This is a genomic window from Amycolatopsis sp. NPDC003676 (assembly GCF_053587275.1).
Genome location: NZ_JBSFNS010000071.1, coordinates 24,933 through 42,825, shown reverse-complemented (window position 1 = coordinate 42,825; position 17,893 = coordinate 24,933). Strand labels below are relative to the sequence as shown.

The following is a 17,893-nucleotide window of genomic DNA, read 5'->3' as shown; positions in this document are numbered from 1 at the left end:
CCCCACCCCCTAAACAACCCAAAAAACCCGGCGCTGGGGTGCTTGTCAAGGCATCTTTCCCGCCTTGACAAGCACCCCAGCGCCGTAGTCGCACTAAAAAATCGGGGTGCCCAGCCTCACCGCCGGGGCGCAATGTCGCCGCCAGGCGACGAGCCACCCGAGAACTCAGGAAGCAAACCCTCCAGCCCCAGCCCAATCCAACGCAAAGGCAGGCAACACACCAAGCACCAACGTAACCACAACACCCAAAGCAATAGCCGCAGTAGTAAACCCACCCGGCACCGTAACGGTAGGCCCATCAGCAGCAGGCTCAGAGAAATACATCAACACGATGACCCGCAGATAGAAGAACGCAGCCACCGCACTAAACACCAGCGCGACAACCACCAACGGCGCCATCCCATCCGACAACGCCGCCGAAAACACCACGAACTTCCCAACAAACCCACTGGTCAACGGAATCCCAGCCAACGCCAGCAGCAAGAACGTAAACACCCCAGCCAAAACCGGCGACCGCTTGGCCAACCCAGCCCAAGCGGAAAGATGCGTAGCCTCCCCGCTGGAGTCGCGAACCAGGGAAACCACACCGAACGCAGCCAACGTAGTGAACCCGTAAGCCAGCAAGTAGAACAGCGTGCTGGACAACCCATCCTCGGTCATCGCAATAGCACCCACGAGCAAGAACCCAGCGTGCGCCACAGACGAGTAAGCGATCATCCGCTTAACATCAGTCTGCGTCAGACCGAGAATCGCCCCGAGCGCCATAGAAATAATGGCCACGGCCCACATAACCCCGCGCCACTCCCAGCTAGTCGAGGAAAACCCGACGCTGAGCACACGCAAGATCGCCCCGAACGCGGCAACCTTCGTACAAGCAGCCATAAACCCGGTAACCGGAGTAGGCGCACCCTGGTAGACGTCCGGCGTCCAAGTATGGAACGGCCCAACCGACCCCTTGAACAACAGACCCACCACAAGCAGCCCAAGACCGGCGAACAACAACGTGTCCGACCGATCCGACCCAGCAGCAGCATGCGCGATGTCAGCAAGCTTCACCGAGTCCGCGTACCCGTACAGCAACGCCAGCCCGTACAGGAAGAACGCCGAAGAGAACGCCCCCAGCAGGAAGTACTTAACCGCCGCTTCCTGCGAGATCAACCGACGACGGCGAGCAAGACCACACATGAGGTACAACGGCAGCGACAGAACTTCCAACGCAATGAACATCGTCAAAAGATCATTAGCAGCACAGAACGTCATCATCCCGCCAAGCGCAAACAGCGTCAGCGGAAAAACCTCAGTCTGCGACGTAGTAGCCGCCTGCGCCCGATCCTGCACAGTCCCGGGCCGGATCGCCGCCTGAGCCACAAACGCACCACCAGGCTCAACCTTGCGGTCAGCGATGAGGAACACCGCCCCAAGCCCAAGCAGCAACAAAGTGCCCCACAGGAACAACGACGGCCGGTCCACCGAAATAGACCCGGAGAACGTCGTCGTACCAGCCTTAGAAGCAGAAGCACCAGTCGCGTACAGGATCAGCGAGACCCCGGCGGCGATGATCGCGCCGAGGGAGATCGTGACCTGGATCCCCCATCGCGTCGCCTTCGGTGCGAACGCTTCCACCAGCACGCCGATGCACGCGACGCCGAAGACGATCAGCATCGGCAGCACGGCCGCGTAATCGACTGAAGGCACTTCGATCGGCGCTGCCGGCGCCTGCGCCAGGAACATGTCGAGCACGGTTTACTTGCCTCCCTGCACGGCAGACAGCGTCGCCTGCACCGACGGGGTGATCGTGTCGAGCATCGGCTTGGGATAGAAGCCCAGTCCGATGATCAGGATGACCATGGGCGCGAGGATCGCGATCTCGCGTTTGCCCAGGTCGGTAATGGCCTTGCGAGCGCCGAGTTCCGGCGCGATCGCGGTGCCCGGACCGCCGCCGACGCCCACCAGGGCGTCGCCGCGAACCGGGCCTTGCATGATCCGCTGGTACAGCCACAGCACGTACGCCGCGGCGAGCACCATGCCCACGGTCGCGAGGATCGTGTACACCGGCTGGTCCACAAAGGACCCCAGCAGCACGAGGAACTCGCTGATGAACGAGTTGGTCCCGGGCAGCGACAGCGCGGAAAGCCCGGCCAGCAGCAGCATTCCGCCGAGCAGCGGGGTCACCTTCGCCATGCCGCCGTAGTCCGAGATCTTGCTCGACCCGCCGCGCATCACGATCAGGCCGATCACCACGATCAGCATCCCGGTGGAGAGGCTGTGGTTCAGCATGTACGACACCGAACCGACCATCGCCTGCTCGTTGAAGGTGAAGATGCCCAGCGCGATGAACCCGAAGTGGGCGATCGACACGTAGGCGATGAACCGCTTCATGTCGCGCTGCCCGGCCGCGAGGATCGAGCCGTACAGCACGCCGATCACCGACAGGATCAGCACCAGCGGCGCGAGCGCCTTGCTGCCCTCCGGGAACATCGGCAGGCAGTACCGCAAGAAACCGAACGTGCCGACCTTGTCCAGCACGCCGACCAGCAGCACCGCGACGCCGATCGGGGCCTGGCCCGCGGCGTCCGGCAGCCAGGTGTGGAACGGGACCAGCGGCGCCTTGATCGCGAACGCCAGGAAGAAGCCGAGGAACAGCCAGATCTGCGTGCCGGTCGGCGCGTCGCGCACCACCGTGACCAGCGTGGCCCAGTCGAACGTGCCCTTGCCGAGCTTGTCCGAGGCCAGCGAGTACGCCCCGATCGCCGAGGCCAGCATGATCAGGCCGCCGAGGAACGAGTACAGGAAGAACTTCACCGCCGCGTACTGCCGGTTCGCGCCGCCGTATCCGCCGATCAGGAAGTACATCGGGATCAGCATGATCTCGAACAGCACGTAGAAGAGGAACACGTCGGTCGCCGCGAAGACGCCGATCGTGATCGCCTCCTGCAGCAGGATCAGCGACAGGAACCCGCCCGCGCTGCGGCCGGCGGGCAGCTTGTCGGTGAGCCCGAGCGCGCCGACGACGATCGGCACCAGGAGCGCGATCACCGCGATCATGATGAGCGAGATGCCGTCGGTGCCGAACGAGATGTGGATGCCGAAGTTCGGGATCCAGTCCATCGTCGTGGCCTGCTGGATGCGCTCGCCCGATGGCGAGTAGCTCGCCCAGAACGGGATGATCAGCAGGAACTCCACAATGGACACGACGAGCGCCGTGGCGACCGCGGCCCGGTCGTTCCCCTTGAGGAACGCCAGCACCAGCGAGCCGGCCAGCGGCAGCAGGATGAGCGCCAGAAGCCAAGTCATGTCAGGAGAACCTCACCAGCAGAAGGGCCGCGAGAAGCAGGAACGTGCCGCCGAGCATGGACAGTGCGTACGACCGCACGAATCCGGTCTGCGTCCGGCGCAGCCGCCCGGACCCGCCGCCGAGTGCCGCGGCCAGGCCGTTCACCGCGCCGTCGACGCCGCGGTTGTCCACGTACACCAGCGCCCGCGCCAGCCAGGTGCCCGGACGGGCGACCAGGGTTTCGTTGAGCGCGTTGCCGTACAGGTCCTTGCGCGCCGCGCGGACCGGCCAGGCCACCCGCTCCGGGCGTTCGACCGGGACGTCGCGCGAGGGACGGAACAGCCAGACCGCCAGCAGCACGCCGAGCGCGGCCAGCACCAGCGTCGCCGCCGGGACCGTCCACGAAGGAATCGGGGTGTGCTCGGCCTCCTCGAACTGGCCGACCACCGGGGACAGCCAGTCGACGAACCGGTTGCCCAGCGCGAAGAACGCACCGGCGCCGACCGAACCGACCGCCAGGATCGCCATCGGGACCCACATGATCGGCTTGGACTCGTGCGGGTGGAAATCGCGTCCGTCCGAAGACTTGATGTCCTTCCAGCGCTGCTTGCCGAAGAAGGTCATCATCATCAGCCGCGTCATGTAGAACGCGGTGAGCCCGGCGCCGATCACCGTGGCGAGCCCGAAAGCCCAGCCGCGCCAGCCTTCCTGGCCGAACGCCGCCTCGATGATCGCGTCCTTCGTGTAGTACCCGGTGAGGAACGGGAAGCCGATGATCGCCAGGTAGCCGAGGCCGAAGGTGACGAAGGTGATCGGCATCTTCTTGGCCAGGCCGCCGAACTTGCGCATGTCGACCTCGTCGTTCATGCCGTGCATGACCGAACCGGCCCCGAGGAACAGCCCGGCCTTGAAGAAGCCGTGCGCCACCAGGTGCATGATGCCGAGCGCGTAAATCCCCGGCCCGAGGCCGACCGCCAGCATCATGTAGCCGATCTGGCTGACCGTCGAGTACGCGAGCACCTTCTTGATGTCGTCGTAGGCACAGCCGACGATGCACCCGAGCAGCAGCGTGACCGCGCCGACCAGGGTGACGACCAGCCGTCCGTCCGGCGTCGCGGTGAAGATGACGTTGGAGCGGGCGACCAGGTAGACGCCCGCGGTGACCATCGTCGCCGCGTGGATGAGCGCCGACACCGGGGTCGGGCCTTCCATCGCGTCCGGAAGCCAGGCCTGCAGCGGGAACTGGCCCGACTTACCGCAGGCGCCCAGCAGCAACAGGATCGCGATGGCGGTGATCGCGCCCGGCGGGATCTTGCCCTGCGCGACGCCCTCGAAGACCTGCGCGTAACCGGTCGACCCGACGTACTTGAACATCAGGAAGATCGCCAGCGCGAGCCCGACGTCGCCGACGCGGTTCATCAGGAACGCCTTCTTCGCCGCGGTCGCCGCGGACGGGCGGTTCTGATACCAGCCGATCAGCAGGTACGAGGCGAGACCCACGCCCTCCCAGCCGAGGTACAGCGTCACGAAGCTGTTGCCCAGCACCAGGATCAGCATCGAGGCGACGAAGAGGTTCAGGTACGCGAAGAACCGGTACCGGCCCTCGTCGTCGGCCATGTAGCCGATCGAATAGAAGTGGATCAGCATGCCGACGCCGGTGATCAGCAGCACGAACGTCAGCGACAGCGCGTCGATGCGCAGCCCGAAGTCCACTTGCAGCTGGGTCACCGGGATCCACGAGTAGATCTTGGTGTCGGTGACCGAGTGGCTGTCGGTGGAGAAGAACAGGATCACGGCGTACACGAAGGCGAGCGTGACGGTGGCACAGCCGAGCAGGTGCCCCCACGCCTTCGCGCGTTTTCCGGATAGCAGCAGAACCAGGGCGCCGAGGGCGGGAAGGGCCACCAGCAGCCACGATGATGCGGTCACTCGGTCGTCTCCCTCAGTACTTCAGCAGGTTCGTGTCGTCGACCGAAGCCGAGCGGCGGGTGCGGAAGATCGCCATGATGATCGCCAGCCCCACCACGACCTCGGCGGCCGCGACCACCATCACGAAGAACGCCATCACCTGGCCGTGCAGCCCGCCGTTGATGCGGGCGAAGGTGACCAGGGTCAGGTTCACCGCGTTCAGCATCAGCTCGATGCACATGAACACGACGATCGCGTTGCGGCGGACCAGCACGCCCACCGCGCCGATGCAGAACAACAGCGCGGACAGCAGCAGGTAATAGCTCGGGGTCACTTTCCGTCCCCTTCTTCTTCCTCGGCGGGCTCGGCCTTGCCGACGCCGCCGACCAGTGCGTGCGCGTCGGGCTTGGGGCCCTCGTCCGCGATGAGCTTGCGCTCGCGCATGAGCCGGATCGCCGAGGTGGACTCGATGATCTCCGACAGCGATTCCGGCGCGACCGAACCGTCCGGCAGCAGCGCCGGGGTCGACACCGAGCTGGCGGTGGCGAACACGCCGGGACCGGGCAGCGGCGACGGACGGTCGTGCTTGCCCTGGAAGCGCAGCTTGACCAGTTCGCGCTGGGAGAGCTTGGTCTTGCCGGTGCGGCCGGTGAAGGCCAGCACCATCGCGCCGAGCGCGGCGGTGATCAGCAGCGCCGAGGTGAGCTCGAACGGGAACAGGTACTGGGTGAAGATCAGCCGGCCGAGACCGCCGGGGCCGCCGCCGGTCTGCTGGTACGGGTCGAGCGGTTTGGCCGGGGTCACATTGACCATCGCGCGGAACACGCCCGCGGCGATCAGCGCGGCGAGCCCGATGCCGAGCACCGACGCGGCGAGCCGTTGCCCGCGAAGGACTTCGACCACCGAGTCCGAGCTGTCCCGGCCGACCAGCATCAGCACGAACAGGAACAGCATCATGATCGCGCCGGTGTAGACGATGATCTGGGTGAACCCGAGGAACGGCGCGGACTGCGTCATGTACAGCGCGCCCAGCGTCAGCATCGTGAGCACCAGCCACAGCGCCGAGTGCACGGCGTTGCGGGAGAAGATCATCCCGAGCGCGCCCAGCAGCGAGAGCGGGCCGAGGATCCAGAACGCGATGGCCTCGCCGGTCGTCACGGACGCGTCGACGCCGGACGCCGGTGCCTGCGCGAGAAGGGCGGCGATCACTTCTTCGCCTCCTGCTGCTGCGCGTTCGCGGCCAGCTCGGGACCGTTCACGTAGTAGTCCTGCTCGTTGTCGCCGAGCCGCATCGGGTGCGGCGGCTGCTCCATGCCCGGCAGCAGCGGGGCGAGCAGGTCTTCCTTGGTGTAGATGAGCCGCTGCCGGTCGTCGTCGGCGAGCTCGTAGAAGTTGGTCATGGTGAGCGACCGGGTCGGGCACGCCTCGATGCACAGGCCGCAGCCGATGCAGCGCAGGTAGTTGATCTGGTAGTCCGCGCCGTACCGCTCGCCCGGCGAGTACCGCTCTTCGTCGGTGTTGTTGCCGCCCTCGACGAAGATCGCGTCCGCCGGGCACGCCCACGCGCACAGCTCGCAGCCGACGCACTTCTCCAGCCCGTCCGGATGCCGGTTGAGCTGGTGGCGGCCGTGGTAGCGCGGTGCGGCCGGAGCACCCGCCTCGGGGTACTCCTCGGTCGCGACCTTCTTGAACATCATCCCGAAGGTGACGCCGAATCCCTTGATGGGATTGAGGAAGTCAGTTGCCGCCATCTTCTGTTCCTTCCTGTGCGGCCGCCGCGGTGACGCCGGCCGGCTTGCGCCGCGCGGCCTTCGCCTCCGCCTTGGCCAGCGCCTTCTGCCGCGGCGTCGCGTCCGGGACCCGCAGGTCCAGCGGCGGCAGCGGGTAGCCGCTTCCGGCCAGGTCGACGTAGTCCGATTCGGGCAGCTTCTTGTCCGGCAGCGCGAGGCTCAGCAGCACGAGCACCACCAGCACGATGCCGACGCCGACGAGGATCTGCGGCCAGCTCCACTGGATGGTCTTGATCGCGACCACGACCACGATCCACACCAGGTTGACCGGGACCAGGACCTTCCAGCCCAGTCGCATGAACTGGTCATACCGCAGCCGGGGCAGCGTGCCGCGCAGCCAGATGAAGCCGAACAGCAGGAGGAAGGTCTTGGCGAAGAACCAGAGGATCGGCCACCAGTTCTGGTTCAGCGGCGAATCGTCGCCGACGAACGGGAACCGCCAGCCGCCGAGGAACAGCGTGGTGCAGAACGCCGAGACGATCACCATGTTGACGTACTCGGCGAGGAAGAACATCGCGAACTTCATCGAGCTGTACTCGGTGTGGAACCCGCCGACCAGTTCGGATTCGGCCTCCGGGAGGTCGAACGGCGCGCGGTTCGTCTCGCCGACCATCGAGATCACGTAGATCACGAAGCTCGGGATGAGCATGTAGAAGTACCAGCCGTGCGTCTGCGCCTGCACGATCTCCGACGTCTGCAGCGAACCGGAGTAGAGGATCACCGCGACGATCGAGAGGCCCATCGCGATCTCGTAGGAGATCACCTGCGCCGCCGAGCGCATGCCGCCGAACAGCGGGTACGGCGAGCCGGAAGCCCAGCCCGCCAGCACGATGCCGTACACGCCGACCGACGAGCAGGCGAGGATCACCAGCACGCCGACCGGGAGGTCCATCAGCTGCAGCACCGTGCGGTGCCCGAAGATCGAGACGACCGGGCCGAACGGGATGGCCGACAGCGCGATCAGCGCGGGGACCGCGGACAGTACCGGCGCGAGGAAGTACACCTTGCGGTCGGCGGTGTCCGGGATGATCTGCTCCTTGAACGGGAGCTTGACCGCGTCGGCGAGCGACTGCAGGTAACCGCCGGGGCCGACCCGGTTGGGGCCGGGCCGGTTCTGCATCCGGCCGATCGCCTTGCGCTCCCACACGATCAGGAAGATCGTCAGGACCGGCCCGATCAGCAGGACCACGACCGCCTTGATCAGGACGAGCCACCACGGGTCGTCGGCGAGCAGCCGGGCGCGTTCGGCCGCGTCCGGGTACTCGGCGAGGAACTGCGTGAGCTGCGGGCTCACTGGTCACCTCCGGAGATCTGCACGAGCGCGCCGTGTCCGGCGGCGAGTGCGGCGCGGACGGCCGAGCCGTCGGAGTTGCCGGGCAGCCACACCACGCCGTCCGGCAGGTCGGCGACCTCGACCGGCAGAATGATCGACCCGCGCTCGTTCGACACCCGGACGGTTCCGCCTAGTCCTTCAGCGGTTTTCGCCGAAAGCCGCGCGACCGGCGGCCGCTGGGTGCCCTTGAGGTGCGGTTCGTCGTCCTGCAGCGAGCCGTTGTCGATCAGCTGCCGCCAGGTGGCGAGCACTGCCTTGCCGTTCGGGACCGGGGCCGTGGAGGCGGCGACCGAAGGTGCGATCACCGACGGGGCGACCGGCGCGAGCTTCGCGAAGTCGCCCGCGGCGGCCGCCGGGGTCTGGGTGAACAGGTCGGCGTCCATCTCGACGGCCAGCGTGTCGAGCACCCGGCCGTCTGACAGGGAACCGGTGCCCTCCAACGTGATGTCGAAGTCGCGGCGGCGGCCCTCCCAGTTGAGGTAGCTGCCGGACTTCTCGACCGCCGGGGCGATCGGCAGGACCACGTCGGCCCGTTCGGTGACCTCGCTCGCCCGCAGTTCCAGGCTGACCACGAATCCGACGTTGTCGAGCGCGCGGCGGGCCAGGTCCGGGTCCGGCAGGTCGTTGGGGTCGACGCCGCCGACCACCAGCGCGTCCAGCTGTCCGCCGGAAGCGGCCTGGAGGATTCCGGTGACGTCGCGGCCCGGTTCGGCCGGAAGCTCGGCGCCCCACTGCTTGCCGACCTCGGCGCGAGCCGCGTCGTCGGCGACCGAGCGGCCGCCGGGCAGAAGCGTGGGGACACAACCGGTTTCGAGTGCACCCCGGTCGCCCGCTCGGCGCGGGATCCACGCCAGCCGGGCTCCGGTGCGGGCGGTGAGCCGCACCAGTGCGGAGAACAGGCCGGGGATTTCCGCGGCCCGCTCGCCGACCAGGATCACCGCGCCCTCGCCGCTGAGCGCCGCGTCGACGTCGGCCGCGTGCTGCGCGATGCCGTCCACCGCGGCCGCTTCGCCACCGGGTACGCAGGCCAGCAGTTCGCCGAAGGTCTTGCGCACCGAGGAGGTTGTCCACTGTCCCAAGTGGACAACGCGGGTGCGGTTCTTGCGGGCCGCCTTGCGCAGCCGCAGGAACACGATCGGCGCTTCGTCCTCGGGTTCGAACGCCACGCACAGCACCGTCTTGGCCTGTTCGAGCTCGCCGAACGTCACGCCGGTTTCCGGCGTGGTGCCCACGACCGTCGAGCCGAGGAACGCCAGCTCCTCGTCCGAGTGCGCGCGGGTGCGGAAGTCGATGTCGTTGGTGCGCAAGGCGATCCGGGCGAACTTCGAGTACGCGTAGGCGTCCTCGACGGTCAGCCGGCCACCGGTGAGCACCGCGCCGCCCTTGCCCTCGCGGGCCTTCAGCAGCCCGGCCGAGGCGATCCGGAGCGCGTCGGTCCAGGACGCTTCCTCCAGCTCGCCGTGCTCGTTGCGGACGAGCGGACGGCGGATCCGGTCACCGGCCTGCACGTAGCGGAACGCGAAGCGGCCCTTGTCGCACAGCCATTCCTCGTTCACCTCCGGGTCGTCGCCAGCCAGCTTGCGCTGGACCTTGCCGCGGCGGAAGTCGGTGCGCTCGGCGCAGCCGGACGAGCAGTGCTCGCACACGCTCGGCGCCGACACCAGGTCGAACGGCCGCGACCGGAACCGGTACGCCGCGCTGGTGAGCGCGCCGACCGGGCAGATCTGGATCACGTTGCCGGAGAAGTAGCTCTGGAACGGCTCGCCGCCGGTGGTGCGGGAGGCCAGATCCAGCACGTCGGCGGTTTCCGCGGTGCCGATTTGCTGGTGCGCGCCGCGTTCGAGCAGCGCGATGAACGGATCGCCGGCCACCTGGTCGGAGAACCGGGTGCAGCGCTGGCACAGCACGCAGCGTTCCCGGTCGAGCAGCACCTGCGACGAGATCGGCAGCGGCTTCGGGAACGTGCGCTTCGTGTCGACGAACCGCGATTCCGCGCGGCCGTGCGCGAGCGCCTGGTTCTGCAGCGGGCACTCGCCGCCCTTGTCGCAGATCGGGCAGTCGAGCGGGTGGTTGATGAGCAGCAGCTCCATCACGCCCTGCTGCGCCTTGTCCGCGACCGGCGAGGTGAGCTGGGTCTTGACCACCATGCCGTCGGCGACCGTCATCGTGCACGAGGCCTGCGGCTTCGGCATCGGACGGCCGCCCATTTCGACCTCGACCAGGCACTGGCGGCACGCGCCCGCCGGGTCGAGCAGCGGGTGGTCGCAAAACCGCGGGATGCTCGTGCCGAGCCGCTCGGCGGTGCGGATCAGCAGTTCGCCCTTGGGGGCGATGACCTCTTCGCCGTCGATGGTCAGCTTCACGTGACCTTCGGGGACCGGCGTTTCAGCCGTCTCAGGCTTGTCGGGGGCGATCGTCATGATGCCTGCGCTCCCACCAGTTCTCGCTTGTTGCTCTCACACAGAGCCAGGAACTCGTCCCGGAAGTACTTGATGCCGCTCTGGATCGGCGACACCGCGCCGTCGCCGAGCGCGCAGAACGAGCGGCCGAAGATGTTGTCGCACACGTCGAGGAGGGTGTCGATGTCCTCTTCGGTGCCGTGTCCCTCGACCATCCGCTCGAGGATCTGCGCCAGCCAGTACGTGCCCTCGCGGCACGGGGTGCACTTGCCGCAGGACTCGTGCTCGTAGAACTGCGTCCACTTCATGACCGCCCACGGCACCGAAACGGTCTCGTTGAAGACCTGCACCGCGGTGGTGCCGAGCATCGAACCGGCCTCGGCCGCGCCCTCGAAGTCGAGCGGGACGTCGAGGTGCTCGGCGGTGAACATCGGGGTCGACGAACCGCCCGGAGTCCAGAACTTGAGCGGGATGCCGTCCTTCATGCCGCCGGCCAGCTCCAGCAGCTCGCGCAGCGTGGTGCCGAGCGGGCATTCGTACTGGCCGGGCTTTTCGACATGACCGGAGATCGAGTAGATCTTCGGGCCGGGCGACTTCTCGCGGCCCATCTCGCGGAACCACGACGAACCGGCGTTGATGATGTACGACGCGCTCGCGATGGTCTCGACGTTGTTCACCGTCGTCGGCGCGGCGTACAGCCCGGCGGCGGCGGGGAACGGCGGCTTGAGCCGGGGCTGGCCGCGGCGGCCTTCGAGCGAGTCCAGCAGCGCCGTTTCCTCGCCGCAGATGTACGCGCCGGCCCCGGCGTGCACAGTCAGCTCGAGGTCCCAGCCGCTGCCGAAGATGTTCTTGCCGAGGTAGCCCTTCGCGTACGCCTCGCGGGCGGCCGCGTTGAGCCGGCGGATGCAGTGCAGCGCCTCGCCCCGGACGTAGATGAAGCAGTGGTGCGACCGCATCGCGTACGAGGCGATGATGCAGCCCTCGATCAGCGAATGCGGGTCCGCCATCATCAGCGGAATGTCTTTGCAGGTACCGGGTTCGCCTTCGTCGGCGTTGATCACCAGGTAGTGCGGCTTGTCTTCGTTGGGCGGCATGAACGACCACTTCACGCCCGCCGGGAAGCCCGCGCCGCCGCGACCGCGCAGGCCGGAGTCCTTGACCACCTGTACGAGTTGCTCGGGCGTGGCGGCCAGCGCCTTGCGCGCCGCGGTGTAGCCCTCGAGCGCTTCGTAGGTCTCGATGCGCCAGGATTCCGGGGACAGCCAGCGCTTCGTGAGGACCGGAGTGATGGGATCAGCCATTACTTCTTCTCCACTTCGGGGAGTGGGACGTCCTGCATGCCGGGAGCGGACCAGCCGCGGTCGGCCGCGATCTGCGCGCCGCGCAAGGTCTCGACCGCTTGCGACGGACCGTCCACCGCACTGCGGTACGCGACCTCGTCCTCCGGCCAGAACCCGGCGAGTTGCCGCTCCGCGCCCTTGAAGTCAGTCAGCGCCGCACCGCGCGTCGGGGCGGGCTTTTTGCCTGCCTGCAACGCATCGACGAGCGCGACCGCCTGCTCCGGCGTCTGGTTGTCGAAGTACTCGTAGTTGACCTGGAGCACCGGCCCGAGGTCGCACGCGGCGAGACATTCCGCGTGCTCCAGCGTGATCGAGCCCTGTTCACCCGGCGTGCCCGCGGTTTCCTCGTGCCCCAGCGGCTTTTCCGCCGAACCGAGGTGCGTCTGGAGCTTCTTGTAGATGTCGTCGCCGCCCAGCGCCGCGCACAGCGTGTTGGTGCAGACGCTCACCAGGTGCTCGCCGCACGGGCGGCGCTTGTACATGGTGTAGAACGTCGCGACCGCGCTGACCTCGGCGTCGGTCAGGTCGAGGTGCTGTGCGCAGAAGGCGATGCCTTCCTGGCTCACGTAGCCCTGCACCGACTGCACGAGGTGCAGCATCGGCAGCAGCGCCGAACGCGACATCGGGTAGCGGGCGATGATTTCCTTCGCCTCGCGGTGCGTGTCCGCGTCGAACACGTCCACCGCCGGGGTGTCGGCGAGAATGTCCTCGGCCAGCGACGGGTCGGGCGCGATCGCGGCGACATCGGTGTCGGCTCCCGCGGCCGCGTACGTCTTCGTCGCGTCGTGCGGACCCGGCTCCGGGACTGCGGTCGGGTTCGTCATCGGTCAACTCCCCCCAGAACCGGGTCGATCGAAGCGATCACGACGACGAGGTCGGCGACCAGGCCGCCTTCGGCCATCGCGGGCATCGCCTGCATGTTCACGAAACTCGGCTCCCGCAGGTGCACGCGCAGCGGGCGGGTGCCGCCGTCGGACACCAGGTGCGCGCCGATCTCGCCGCGCGGCGATTCGACCGGCGCGTAGACCTGGCCCGGCGGCACGTGGAAGCCCTCGGTGACGAGCTTGAAGTGGTGGATCAGGGATTCCATCGACTGGCCCATGATCTTCTTGACGTGGCCGAGCGAGTTGCCCATGCCGTCGCTGCCGATGGACAGCTGCGCGGGCCAGGCGATCTTCTTGTCCTCCACCATGACCGGGCCGGGCTCGGCCATCTTCGCGACCTGCTTCATGATCCGCAGGCTCTGGTGGATTTCCTCCAGCCGCAGCAGGTACCGCGCCCAGCTGTCGGCGTCGGTCGAGGTCGGGATGTCGAACTCGAGTTCGTCGTAGCGCGAGTACGGCTCGGTCTTGCGCAGGTCCCACGGCAGGCCCGCGGCGCGCAGCACCGGGCCGGTGACGCCGAGTTCGAGGCACGCGTCGAGCGGCAGCACGCCGACGTCCTTGAGCCGGTTGCGCCAGATCGGCTGGCCGGTGAACATCTTGTCGTACAACGGAAGCCGCTTGTCCATGATCTTGCAGAAGTCGAGGACCTTCTCGGCCCAGTCCTCCGGCAGATCCTGCGCGAGCCCGCCGGGCCGGATGAACGCGTGGTTCATCCGCAGCCCGGTCAGGTACTCCAGCAGGTGCATGGCTTCTTCGCGCTCGCGGAAGCCGAGCGTCATCGCGGTGGTGGCGCCGAGGTCCATGCCGCCGGTCGCGATGAACACCAGGTGCGAGGTGATCCGGTTGAGCTCGAGGAGCAGCACCCGCAGGATCTCCGCGCGCGGCGGAGCCTTGATACCGAGCAGCTTCTCGACAGCGAGGCAGTAGGCCATCTCGTTCGACAGCGGGGCGAGGTAGTCCGCGCGCGTCACGAAGGTGACGCCCTGGGTCCAGTTGCGGAACTCCGCGCTCTTCTCGATGCCGGTGTGCAGGTAGCCGACCACGGCGCGCAATTGCGTGACCGTCTCGCCTTCCAGCTCCAGCACGAGCCGGAGCACGCCGTGCGTGGACGGGTGCTGCGGGCCCATGTTGATGACCATGCGGTCGTCGTGCTGGGCGTCGCCGAGAACTTCGTCCCAGTCTCCGCCGGAGACGTGGTAGACGGGGCCTTCAGTGGTGTCCCGGACTTCCGCGTACTCGGCTTCCGTCGTTTCGTCGTTGATGGTCACGAGTACGACCTCCGCTGGTCCGGCGGCGGGATTTCCGCGCCCTTGTATTCGACCGGGATCCCGCCGAGCGGGTAGTCCTTGCGCTGGGGGAAACCGTCCCAGTCGTCCGGCATGAAGATGCGGGTGAGGCCGGGGTGGCCGTCGAAGACGATGCCGAACATGTCGTAGGCCTCGCGCTCGTGCCAGTCCGCCGTCGCGTAGACCGGGACCAGGGACGGGACGTGCAGATTGTCCATGTCCATGGTGATCTCGAGCCGGATCCGGCGGCGGTAGGTCATCGACAGGAAGTCGTAGACCGTGTGCATCCGCTGCGGAACATCGACGCCGTAGTCGACGCCGGTGACCGCCAGCAGCATTTCGAACCGCAGGCCCGGGTCGTTGCGCAGCACCTTGGCGATGTCGACGAGGTGCTCGCGGCTGACGTAGAAGGTGATCTCGCCGCGGTCAACCGTGGTCTGCAGGACTGCCGACGGCGGGATCTTGTTGTCCGCCAAGGCCGCCATGAACTCGTCGGCGAACTCGTCGAACCAGCCGCCGTACGGACGCTCCGCGGGCGGCGGGCTGTACGCGGGCAGCCGCAGGCCGCCGTAACCGGAGGTGTCCCCGCTGCCGCGGACACCGAACATGCCCTTGCGCTCGCGACCGGCGACGACCGGTTCGGCCGCTCCCGGGCCGTGCGCTTCGAGGCCGGCTTCGGGCCGCTCCGCGCTGGACTGCGGGCCGCCGGTTTCGGGAGTCTCTTCGGGGTTCTCAGGCACCGGTGCTCACTTCTTCGCGTACTTGATCGAGGACGGGATCAGCTCGGTACGGGCCCCGCTGGCCGCGCGGATCGCGGCGCGGCGGGCGTTGATCGGCTCGTCCTGGATCTTGGCGTGCAGCTTGAGGATCGCGTCGAGCAGCATCTCCGGCCGCGGCGGGCAGCCCGGCAGGTACATGTCGACCGGCACGATGTGGTCGACGCCCTGCACGACGGCGTAGTTGTTGAACATCCCGCCGGACGAGGCGCAGACGCCCATGGAGAGGACCCACTTGGGCTCGGCCATCTGGTCGTAGATCTGGCGCAGCACCGGGGCCATCTTCTGGGTCACCCGGCCGGCCACGATCATCAAGTCGGCCTGGCGCGGGGTCGCGGAGAACCGCTCCATGCCGAAGCGCGCGATGTCGTAGCGCGAACCGCCGACCGACATCATCTCGAACGCGCAGCAGGCGAGCCCGAAGGTCGCCGGCCACAGCGAGTTCTTGCGTGCCCAGTTGACCAGTCCCTCGAGGCTGGCCAGCAGGATGCCGTTGGGGAGTTTTTCTTCCAGGCCCATGGGTTCAGTTCCAATCCAGGCCGCCGCGCCGCCACACGTAGGCGTACGCGAACCCGACCGTCACGATGAACAGCACGATCTCCACCAGGCCGAAGACACCGAGTGCGTTGGCGTTCACCGCGAACGGGTAGAGGAACACCATCTCGATGTCGAACAGGATGAAGAGCATGGCCGTGATGTAGTAGGCCACCGGCATCCGGCCGCCGCCGACGAGCGGCTGCGGCGACGGTTCGATGCCGCACTCGTACGCCGCGGTCTTCGCGCGGTTGTACCGCTTCGGCCCGACGAGCGGCCCCAGCAGCACGGAGAACACGGCGAACCCCGCCGCGAGCACGAAAAGCAGGACGAGCGGCAGATACACGTTGAGTCCGGGCGCCGCCGGTCCGGGATCGGCCTGCGCCAGCACGGGCACCATCAGCACGGGGTCTTCGCCATCCTTTCCGCGCCGCTGCGGGTTGTTCTCGGGTGGTGGTCCGAGTCCTCGGTTGCGCACCCTAAGGGAGCTGGGTCACACCGCCGAGGGTCAGGGCGCCCTTACGGCCCGTGTCCGGCCCACCGTCTGCTTGTGAAATAGTTCACAAGCGACGAGTCGCGGTTGTGAAGCGATTCACAAAGCATGGGGGGAGTGTAGGACGTGAGTCACACTCTTGTCCCGAGGGGTTGCGGACTAAGGCAGTCCTTACTTGACCGGCCGGTTTCCCAGGCCCACCCCGCCCCGCAATGGCGAGACCAGCGGTAAAGGCCTCTTCAAGAACCGCGCCGAGACTCCCGGCCGACTCGATCTTGTGACGTATCACACTGACCGGCCGGACAACCGATTGCTCCAGCCGGGTAATGCTCCGGCCCCGGAACGCCTGTGCCGCCCCGAAACCCGGTCCCCGAACGCCCCGTCACGCCCGGCCCCAAGCGCCCCAATGTGGCATTGGGTGCATGTCACGCACCCAATGTGGCGTTCGGTGCGTCTGACGCACCCAATGCCACATTGGGGGTTTCTCAGTAGCGCGGGGGCGGCGGTTCGTTCCGGCGGAAGTTCGTGAGGGGAACCCTCACGTACCTCGGCAGCGCGCGCCAGGCTGAGGTCAGCGCGGGCTGGGGGTGGCGCGGGCGAGAGCCGCGATCAGCCGGTCCACTCCGTCGCCGCCGCGGGCGTCGTAGCAGCCGGAAAGTCCCTTGTACACCAAGGGAAGAAGCTTGTTGACCCGCAACCCGTACTTGGTGGCCGCGTGCATGATCTTCGGCTTCCCGATCAGCTTCGCGAACACGTTCCCGAGCCGGTAGTACCCGCCCATCAGCTCGCCGACAGCCCGCGGGTACCCCTCCAGCGCGCGTTCCCGCGACGGGCCTTCCGGCCGGGCCAGCGCCTGTACGACAGCCTCGGCCGCGAGCTGCGCCGACTCCATCGCCGCGGAAATCCCCTCGCCGTTGAACGGACTCACCATGCCCCCGGCGTCGCCGAGCAACAGCAGCCCGTCGCGGTAATGCGGAGTCCGATTGAACCCCATCGGCAACCCAGCCCCACCGACCTTGCCGATGGCGTTTTCCTCGCGATAACCCCATTCCTCAGGCGTCCCGTCAAGCCACTGCCGCAACAGCGCGCGATAGTCGGTGTTCCGGAAGGACGCCGAAGTCGACAGCATCCCCAGCCCGACGTTGACCGTCCCATCGCCCAGCGGGAACGCCCACCCATACCCAGGCAGCAGCTTCGGATCCCGAGGATCAGACCGATCCCACAGCTCAAGATGCCCCTCGATGAACGGATCATCATGCTTGGGGCTCTTGTAATACCGCCGAACAGCGACCCCCATCGGCCGCTTCTCGTTCTTGTCGATCCCGACACTCAGCGCGAGCCGAGCCGACACCCCATCGCAGGCAAGCACCAACGGCGCCCGATAACTAACGGGAGTCTTCTCCGGCCCAACCTTCGCCTCAACACCGACAACCCGGCCGGAAGCATTGGTGATCGCCCCGGTGACCGTGGTCCGCTCATACAACCGAGCCCCAGCCTTCACCGCGGTCTTCGCGAGCAGGTCGTCGAAGTCGTGCCGAGTCCGAGACACCCCGTAAGGCGGGTAGTCAGTGAGGTCCGGCCAGTCGAACTCAAGCGTCAGATCCCCGGTAAGGATCCGCAGCCCACGACTCCGCACCCAGCCCGCTTCCTCGCTGGTGTCGAGGCCGAGGTCGATCAGCTGCTTCACGCCGCGCGGGGTGAGACCGTCGCCGCACACCTTCTCGCGCGGAAAGACGGTTTTCTCCAGCAGCAGTACGTCCACGCCCGCCCGGGCGAGATAGGTGGCCACGGTCGAACCAGCCGGTCCAGCCCCGACCACGATCACTTCGGCGTCGTGGTCTGGGCTGCGGCGGCGCGAGGTCGTCATACCGCGAGT

At 67.4% G+C, this 17,893-nt stretch carries 15 protein-coding genes; all 15 read right to left on the bottom strand.

From position 1 onward, the window contains the following. Positions 1-165: 165 nt before the first annotated feature. The 15 genes from nuoN to ACWDNU_RS31025 all read right to left on the bottom strand — a co-directional run bounded on the left by nuoN (position 166) and on the right by ACWDNU_RS31025 (position 17,884). Positions 166-1,731 carry an NADH-quinone oxidoreductase subunit NuoN gene (gene nuoN / locus ACWDNU_RS31095; RefSeq protein WP_370940588.1) on the bottom strand — a complete coding sequence of 522 codons (1,566 nt, stop codon included), beginning with the start codon at positions 1,729-1,731 and terminating at the stop codon, positions 166-168. Between the two features lie 12 nt (positions 1,732-1,743). Continuing rightward, positions 1,744-3,282, bottom strand: a complete 1,539-nt coding sequence (locus tag ACWDNU_RS31090) for an NADH-quinone oxidoreductase subunit M (RefSeq protein WP_449671501.1) — start codon at positions 3,280-3,282, stop codon at positions 1,744-1,746. Between the two features lie 13 nt (positions 3,283-3,295). After that, positions 3,296-5,203: an NADH-quinone oxidoreductase subunit L gene (gene nuoL, locus ACWDNU_RS31085; RefSeq protein ID WP_370932285.1), complete on the bottom strand. Its 1,908-nt coding sequence runs from the start codon at positions 5,201-5,203 to the stop codon at positions 3,296-3,298. 13 nt (positions 5,204-5,216) lie between these two features. Then, positions 5,217-5,516, bottom strand: a complete 300-nt coding sequence (gene nuoK, locus ACWDNU_RS31080; protein WP_033291119.1) for an NADH-quinone oxidoreductase subunit NuoK — start codon at positions 5,514-5,516, stop codon at positions 5,217-5,219. Further along, positions 5,513-6,391 (bottom strand): NADH-quinone oxidoreductase subunit J, encoded by an 879-nt coding sequence (locus ACWDNU_RS31075; RefSeq protein WP_449671499.1) that lies wholly within the window; start codon positions 6,389-6,391, stop codon positions 5,513-5,515. Before ACWDNU_RS31075 ends, nuoK begins: the two co-directional genes overlap by 4 nt. Next, positions 6,388-6,933 (bottom strand): NADH-quinone oxidoreductase subunit NuoI, encoded by a 546-nt coding sequence (gene nuoI / locus ACWDNU_RS31070; protein ID WP_182890363.1) that lies wholly within the window; start codon positions 6,931-6,933, stop codon positions 6,388-6,390. Before nuoI ends, ACWDNU_RS31075 begins: the two co-directional genes overlap by 4 nt. Then, positions 6,920-8,266 (bottom strand): NADH-quinone oxidoreductase subunit NuoH, encoded by a 1,347-nt coding sequence (gene nuoH, locus ACWDNU_RS31065; protein WP_370932287.1) that lies wholly within the window; start codon positions 8,264-8,266, stop codon positions 6,920-6,922. The genes nuoI and nuoH overlap by 14 nt, the downstream gene beginning before the upstream one ends. Beyond that, positions 8,263-10,725, bottom strand: coding sequence for an NADH-quinone oxidoreductase subunit G (locus ACWDNU_RS31060; RefSeq protein WP_449671498.1), 2,463 nt, complete (start codon positions 10,723-10,725; stop codon positions 8,263-8,265). Before ACWDNU_RS31060 ends, nuoH begins: the two co-directional genes overlap by 4 nt. Continuing rightward, positions 10,722-12,005, bottom strand: a complete 1,284-nt coding sequence (gene nuoF / locus ACWDNU_RS31055) for an NADH-quinone oxidoreductase subunit NuoF (protein ID WP_009072060.1) — start codon at positions 12,003-12,005, stop codon at positions 10,722-10,724. Before nuoF ends, ACWDNU_RS31060 begins: the two co-directional genes overlap by 4 nt. Further along, positions 12,005-12,868: an NADH-quinone oxidoreductase subunit NuoE gene (gene nuoE, locus ACWDNU_RS31050; protein ID WP_449671497.1), complete on the bottom strand. Its 864-nt coding sequence runs from the start codon at positions 12,866-12,868 to the stop codon at positions 12,005-12,007. Before nuoE ends, nuoF begins: the two co-directional genes overlap by 1 nt. Further along, the gene (locus ACWDNU_RS31045; protein WP_370932291.1) at positions 12,865-14,196 is read right to left on the bottom strand and encodes an NADH-quinone oxidoreductase subunit D; all 1,332 of its coding nucleotides are present in this window, start codon (positions 14,194-14,196) and stop codon (positions 12,865-12,867) included. Before ACWDNU_RS31045 ends, nuoE begins: the two co-directional genes overlap by 4 nt. Further along, complete coding sequence (locus ACWDNU_RS31040; RefSeq protein ID WP_370932292.1) at positions 14,193-14,954, bottom strand: NADH-quinone oxidoreductase subunit C; 762 nt, start codon at positions 14,952-14,954, stop codon at positions 14,193-14,195. The genes ACWDNU_RS31045 and ACWDNU_RS31040 overlap by 4 nt, the downstream gene beginning before the upstream one ends. A gap of 6 nt (positions 14,955-14,960) precedes the next feature. After that, positions 14,961-15,509 carry a NuoB/complex I 20 kDa subunit family protein gene (locus ACWDNU_RS31035; RefSeq protein WP_009072052.1) on the bottom strand — a complete coding sequence of 183 codons (549 nt, stop codon included), beginning with the start codon at positions 15,507-15,509 and terminating at the stop codon, positions 14,961-14,963. Between the two features lie 4 nt (positions 15,510-15,513). Then, positions 15,514-15,924 (bottom strand): NADH-quinone oxidoreductase subunit A, encoded by a 411-nt coding sequence (locus ACWDNU_RS31030; RefSeq protein ID WP_037818926.1) that lies wholly within the window; start codon positions 15,922-15,924, stop codon positions 15,514-15,516. Positions 15,925-16,588: 664 nt separating this feature from the next. Further along, positions 16,589-17,884, bottom strand: a complete 1,296-nt coding sequence (locus ACWDNU_RS31025; RefSeq protein WP_370932293.1) for a geranylgeranyl reductase family protein — start codon at positions 17,882-17,884, stop codon at positions 16,589-16,591. Between the last annotated feature and the right edge of the window lie 9 nt (positions 17,885-17,893).

Coding starts and splice junctions, on each gene's coding strand:
- ACWDNU_RS31035 (WP_009072052.1), bottom strand. CDS start 15,509: ATGGGCCTGGAAGAAAAACTCCCCAACGGCATCCTGCTGGCCAGCCTC.
- nuoN (WP_370940588.1), bottom strand. CDS start 1,731: ATGTTCCTGGCGCAGGCGCCGGCAGCGCCGATCGAAGTGCCTTCAGTC.
- nuoI (WP_182890363.1), bottom strand. CDS start 6,933: ATGGCGGCAACTGACTTCCTCAATCCCATCAAGGGATTCGGCGTCACC.
- nuoF (WP_009072060.1), bottom strand. CDS start 12,005: ATGGCTGATCCCATCACTCCGGTCCTCACGAAGCGCTGGCTGTCCCCG.
- ACWDNU_RS31025 (WP_370932293.1), bottom strand. CDS start 17,884: ATGACGACCTCGCGCCGCCGCAGCCCAGACCACGACGCCGAAGTGATC.
- ACWDNU_RS31030 (WP_037818926.1), bottom strand. CDS start 15,924: ATGGTGCCCGTGCTGGCGCAGGCCGATCCCGGACCGGCGGCGCCCGGA.
- ACWDNU_RS31060 (WP_449671498.1), bottom strand. CDS start 10,725: ATGACGATCGCCCCCGACAAGCCTGAGACGGCTGAAACGCCGGTCCCC.
- nuoE (WP_449671497.1), bottom strand. CDS start 12,868: ATGACGAACCCGACCGCAGTCCCGGAGCCGGGTCCGCACGACGCGACG.